Origin of the sequence: Prevotella amnii CRIS 21A-A (assembly GCF_000177355.1) — a bacterium.
GTDB lineage: Bacteria > Bacteroidota > Bacteroidia > Bacteroidales > Bacteroidaceae > Prevotella > Prevotella amnii.
The window spans coordinates 1-4,828 of sequence record NZ_ADFQ01000056.1; the positions used below are offsets into that span (position 1 = coordinate 1).

The 4,828-nt window shown below is 37.6% G+C and carries 4 protein-coding genes and 1 pseudogene; 2 read left to right on the forward strand and 3 right to left on the reverse strand.

The window, feature by feature from the left end; all coding sequences use genetic code 11:
* Nucleotides 1-215 precede the first annotated feature (215 nt).
* From HMPREF9018_RS05310 to HMPREF9018_RS05320, 3 genes are all read right to left on the reverse strand, one after another.
* On the reverse strand, nt 216-644 hold the full coding sequence (locus HMPREF9018_RS05310; protein WP_306305548.1) for a radical SAM protein: 429 nt from the start codon (nt 642-644) through the stop codon (nt 216-218).
* 35 nt (nt 645-679) lie between these two features.
* The gene (locus tag HMPREF9018_RS05315) at nt 680-892 is read right to left on the reverse strand and encodes a hypothetical protein (protein WP_019036730.1); all 213 of its coding nucleotides are present in this window, start codon (nt 890-892) and stop codon (nt 680-682) included.
* Between the two features lie 65 nt (nt 893-957).
* Nucleotides 958-3,030: an outer membrane beta-barrel protein gene (locus tag HMPREF9018_RS05320; RefSeq protein ID WP_050773468.1), complete on the reverse strand. Its 2,073-nt coding sequence runs from the start codon at nt 3,028-3,030 to the stop codon at nt 958-960.
* A 213-nt stretch (nt 3,031-3,243) separates the two neighbouring features.
* Between HMPREF9018_RS05320 and HMPREF9018_RS05330 the strand changes: the two genes are divergently transcribed.
* Both HMPREF9018_RS05330 and HMPREF9018_RS10675 read left to right on the forward strand, forming a co-directional pair.
* Nucleotides 3,244-4,647, forward strand: coding sequence for a DUF3945 domain-containing protein (locus tag HMPREF9018_RS05330; protein WP_008449063.1), 1,404 nt, complete (start codon nt 3,244-3,246; stop codon nt 4,645-4,647).
* Between the two features lie 20 nt (nt 4,648-4,667).
* Nucleotides 4,668-4,828: pseudogene (locus HMPREF9018_RS10675) on the forward strand (toprim domain-containing protein); the annotation flags it as partial.

The window sequence follows — 4,828 nt, forward strand, 5'->3', positions numbered from 1 at the left end:
TTCTATCTCAAAACTATTCTCTATAGGTTTACCAAATCCTTGATAAGTGATATAAAGCACCTTTTCTTCTCGCATAGCCTGCATGATACTGGTTAGCCATTCATGTCCCGAAGGAATATCCTCGAAAAGTATTCGCCCTTCCAGCTTTTTATCAGCTTGCACTTGGTTAAGCACACTGTAACTATCAATCAGCCAAGAGCGTAAACTATCACTTTTCAGTTTTTCAGACGCATCAATATAATAACACCTATTTGTATTTTCAAATCAGCAAATAATTTTGCTATATCAGCATTTAATAAAGTTCCATTTGATTGAATTGCAAAATAAACAATGACATTAGAATCAAAGACTTCATGGGCATAATTTACAAACTTTATAAAGAATTCTTTTTTCTGCATAAGTGGTTCTCCTCCATGAAACACAAATAAGAACTCTTTTATATTATTTTCTATACAATGTTCATAGAATTTATTTATAGACAAGATTGCCACTTCCTCAGGCATAATACCAAGCAAAGTTTTGAAAGATTTATCTTCCAAGTTATACATGTAGCAATACTTGCAATTAAGATTACACCTGTTAGTTATTTTTAATAATACAGAATTTATTATCATAACGTTTAGCTTGAAGAATTTTTCCAACATAGTATTGAATTACAATACTATGTTGAAAGAAGAAATTACAACAACATATTTGTTACACTGCTGTATTTGTCCCATGAAACATCTCCATGAGCCTTAAGATGATTAGTAGGTGAATTAGTTGGTTTACCATGACCTCCACCTCTCATACTGCTTAAGCATTTGTCAAGCGTGCTGTTACCTAAACTGCAATTTGAACTTCCAAGGAGCTTTGCAGTTTCGTCAAGCGATAATCTAAATTGCTTACTCATAATAATTTATTTATAAATACCAAACCATAAGTTTTAAGTCTTTGGTTATTTGTGGACTTTATCTTTTATTTCTTAAATCGTGAAGTATCAACCTCGTCATAATCCTTATGGGTAAAGCTACCAAATTTATAGGAAAATGTGATACCCCAATTTCTAAATGCAGTAAAATCCATTTTCAATTTTTGGTTTCTATAATGTATCTCCGGATTAATGGACGAAGTTTCGAAAATATCATTGCAATATATCTTTAACATACATTTCTTTTGCCAGAACTGATAAACAACATTTGCATCTACACTGCCAGAAGCCGGCAAATCATATATGGCTTGTATTGCTTTCGTCCGTATTACTCCATTTAAATTGACAAATAACTTATTCGGAATAACAATAAATGTATTTCTTAGATTGAATCGCGCCCATAGTTTATTACGATTAAATGGTATATCATAAAATTGGGTGCATTTTTCTTTTTGCCAAGCTATCATAATGTCAAAATTTGAGGAATATTTAGTTCCTATATTTAAAGGTGCTGATAATTGGAAGCCCAACTGTTGTTGATAATTAAAATTTAGGCTTTTATATATTACTTTTAACTCATCAGGCATTTGATAAGGAATCTGCTTAAAATAGTCGTCAACATAATTATACCAAACATTAAGATTGTATTTTTTACGAAAGAGGTACAATAAGTTAATGTTATATTCTCTTGAAGGTTTTAGAGCAGGATTGCCTACTATGAGATCATACCCACCATTAGTATAGTCGGTAAAATTCTTAACCTCCCAATAATTAGGGAATACACTTTGACTGCTAAAACCCAATTGAACAAAATGAGGACTTTTGGGAGCATACGTCATTATAACAGAAGGATACATACACCATTTATTCCAACTTGGATTATGATAATACTCTGCCGCTAAGGATAAATTTATTGTAAACATTTTAGATATATTGTAATCTGTGCCCACAAAAATATTCACTATATCCTCGTTAGCAAGGAAAGAATCATTCACAGGGAAGTTTTCTGTATTATTTCCAGTGGAGGAGTAATATTGATTACTGTGATCTCTACTCAATGTGTAATATGCACCAAAGTTTAGTGAAAGAGCCTCTGATAATTGGTTATTTTTCACAACATCAAACTCCACACGATTTATTTTTTGTCTTTCTTCACTTGAAAAGTTGAGGATACGATTAGGCAAGGTACTATTTAACAACTGACTTGATGGTAAATTGTAATATGTATATTCAGTGGCAAGGCTTAGACCGCAAGGCAGGGCATAGCTTAAACTGAAATTATGCAGTGTGCTTTCTGTCTTGTTGAATATTTTTGACTCTATATTTCCTGAAATGTTATTTTCTCCATTTAATCTCTTGAAACTTCCATTATAGGCAAAAGATAAGTAATGATAGTCGCTCCAATTATAGTCAATGCCAAATCGTATTGAGTTTTCTGTATATTTGCTTAACAATGACGATTTTGTGTTGATGTTATAAATATTTCCGTCACTTAATTGATGGATTGCCTCTTCTCTTTCCTTGGAGAATCTCTTGCCTTTATCAAATTTATAGATTAAATTAGCCGAAAACTTACCTTTGTTGTAATTTAATACTATTTGATCATTAAATTTTGCATAATGGCTTTGATTATATGAAGTTATTATATTACCTTGTATATTGTTATGAGCATGATTAAGTAAAATATTTATGACAGCCCCTCTCACCAAGTATTTTGCCGGAGCCGTATATATTACTTCTGTAGACTTAATCTGATCGGCAGGGATAGACTTGAGCAGTGTGTTTAACTGATCGGCATCTATCGTTAATTTTTTCCCATTCAACATGACTGTCACGCTCTTGCCTGAGAGGGATAACACACCATTATGATCATTTACGGCTGGTAGCAACCTAATTGCGTCGTATGCATTGTCAATGCCTTTATTTTCGATTAACTTAGAGATATTATAGATTAGTTTTGTCCCATCTGTCTTCACAATTGGGCGTTGACCTTTAACCATCACTTCGGGCAATGTGCGGATAATGCTGTCCACCATTAATGAGCCATTGTCAATTTGTGCATGTGCAGACAGTGCTAATAGTAACATAATAAAAAATGTAGAACTCTTTTTCATATTCATAGGTTCATGGATTTGAGTTGTTTGGTTACAAATACTATTGTTATTGGTCGCAAATGTAAATAATTAAAATCAAACTTCCAAATTTTTATATAACTTTTTTCTTTCTTTTTATTTCCTTGTTTTTCTCGTGATGTCCCGATATCAAAATTTACTTCTATTATACGTGTAACTTTGCTGCTTGATAACAATTTATTCACTCAATAACAAATGATTATGGAATCGAACAACAATGACAACTATGTTCTGGTATTGGAAGACCGCACGGAAGTGAAGAGCGAGAATGAAGCAGGAAAGCTCTCAGTAGTTTCAGGTATTGATGACAAAGGCAAACTCCAAACCACGGAAGCCCAAGATGTGCATCAAGCGGCCTTCTTGAAGTTCAACAACAAGGACGGCTTGCTGAAAAACTTCATGACCAATTTCCTCAAACAGTTCAACGAGCCAACTCGGTTTGGGCTCTACAAGGTAGTGGCTAACAATGTGGAGCAAGGCGTGGCATCACTACACTCGATGCTGCAAAATCGAGAGAAGCCAGAGAACAAGCAGCAGTTGGCAGACAGTCAGGTGCGCTTTGAGGACTTTCTGCCCAAGCAGAAGAATGCCACTGCCATTGACGAATCGAAGATTGATTGGAAGCAACTTGACAGCCTTGGACTTACCCGTGAGCGGTTGGAACAAAGCGGAGAGTTGGCAAAAATGCTCAACTGGCAGAAGAGCAATCTTATAACGATTGCCATACCTTTTGGTGACACCACCATCTACACCGATGCCCGTTTGGCATTTCGTACCGATAGCGATGGCAACATCGGTTTGGCAGTTCATCCACTCCGCAAAGAGCCACAGCTCGATTTCCCTTATATGGGACACAAGTTCTCGCCCGAAGAGAAAGAACAACTCCTTGTAACGGGCAATCTTGGCAAGACCATTGAGATTACGCCCAAGAATAGAGAGCCATTTGCTGCCTATGTCTCTATTGACCCACAGACCAACGAACTCATCGCCCTTCGTGCCGACCGTGTGGCTATCCCAAAGGAAATCAAAGGCGTTACGCTTTCCGATGCACAGTATAAAGACCTTGTAGAAGGCAAAGCTGTGAAAGTGGAAGGAATGACCGCCAAGAGCGGTAAGTCCTTTGATGCCACCCTGCAAGTCAATGCCGAGAAGAAAGGCATCGAGTTTATCTTCGATGGCAAGCAAGGATTGAAAGAGCGACAGCAGCACACGCAGCAACAAGGCGCACCACATAAACTCTGCGGTTTGGAACTGAGCGAAAAACAGCGTGAAGCCTTGGACAGCGGTCGCACGCTCTATCTGAAGAATATGGTGGACAAGGAAGGGCAATCCTTCAATGCCTACGTCAAGATGGACAAGGAACAGAACCGCCCCCGCTTTTACAAGTGGAATCCTGACAAGAAGCAGGAGACCGGCAAGGAAAAGGTGGTAGCCGTAGCCGAAGAACACAAAACACAGATTGCCGTGAACAATCAAGGCAAGACCAACGAAGCCACCAAGGATGTGAAAGAACCACTCAAAACGGGACAGACACAACCTACTGCTGCCCAAAAGCAAAAGCAGGACGAGAACAAACAGAAGAAGTCCCGTGGACGTAAGATGTAACCCTTAATTATTTACTGACTATGACAACTTGTATTATCGCCGAGAAACCCTCGGTAGCCAGAGATATTGCCCGCATCGTTGGGGCAAATAGCAAGAAGGACGGATATTTAGAAGGAAGTGGGTATCTCGTTACATGGGCAATGGGACACCTTATTACCCTTGCCATGCCTGAAGCCTACGG

Coding starts and splice junctions, on each gene's coding strand:
- HMPREF9018_RS05310 (WP_306305548.1), bottom strand. CDS start 644: ATGTTGGAAAAATTCTTCAAGCTAAACGTTATGATAATAAATTCTGTA.
- HMPREF9018_RS05330 (WP_008449063.1), top strand. CDS start 3,244: ATGGAATCGAACAACAATGACAACTATGTTCTGGTATTGGAAGACCGC.
- HMPREF9018_RS05320 (WP_050773468.1), bottom strand. CDS start 3,030: ATGAATATGAAAAAGAGTTCTACATTTTTTATTATGTTACTATTAGCA.
- HMPREF9018_RS05315 (WP_019036730.1), bottom strand. CDS start 892: ATGAGTAAGCAATTTAGATTATCGCTTGACGAAACTGCAAAGCTCCTT.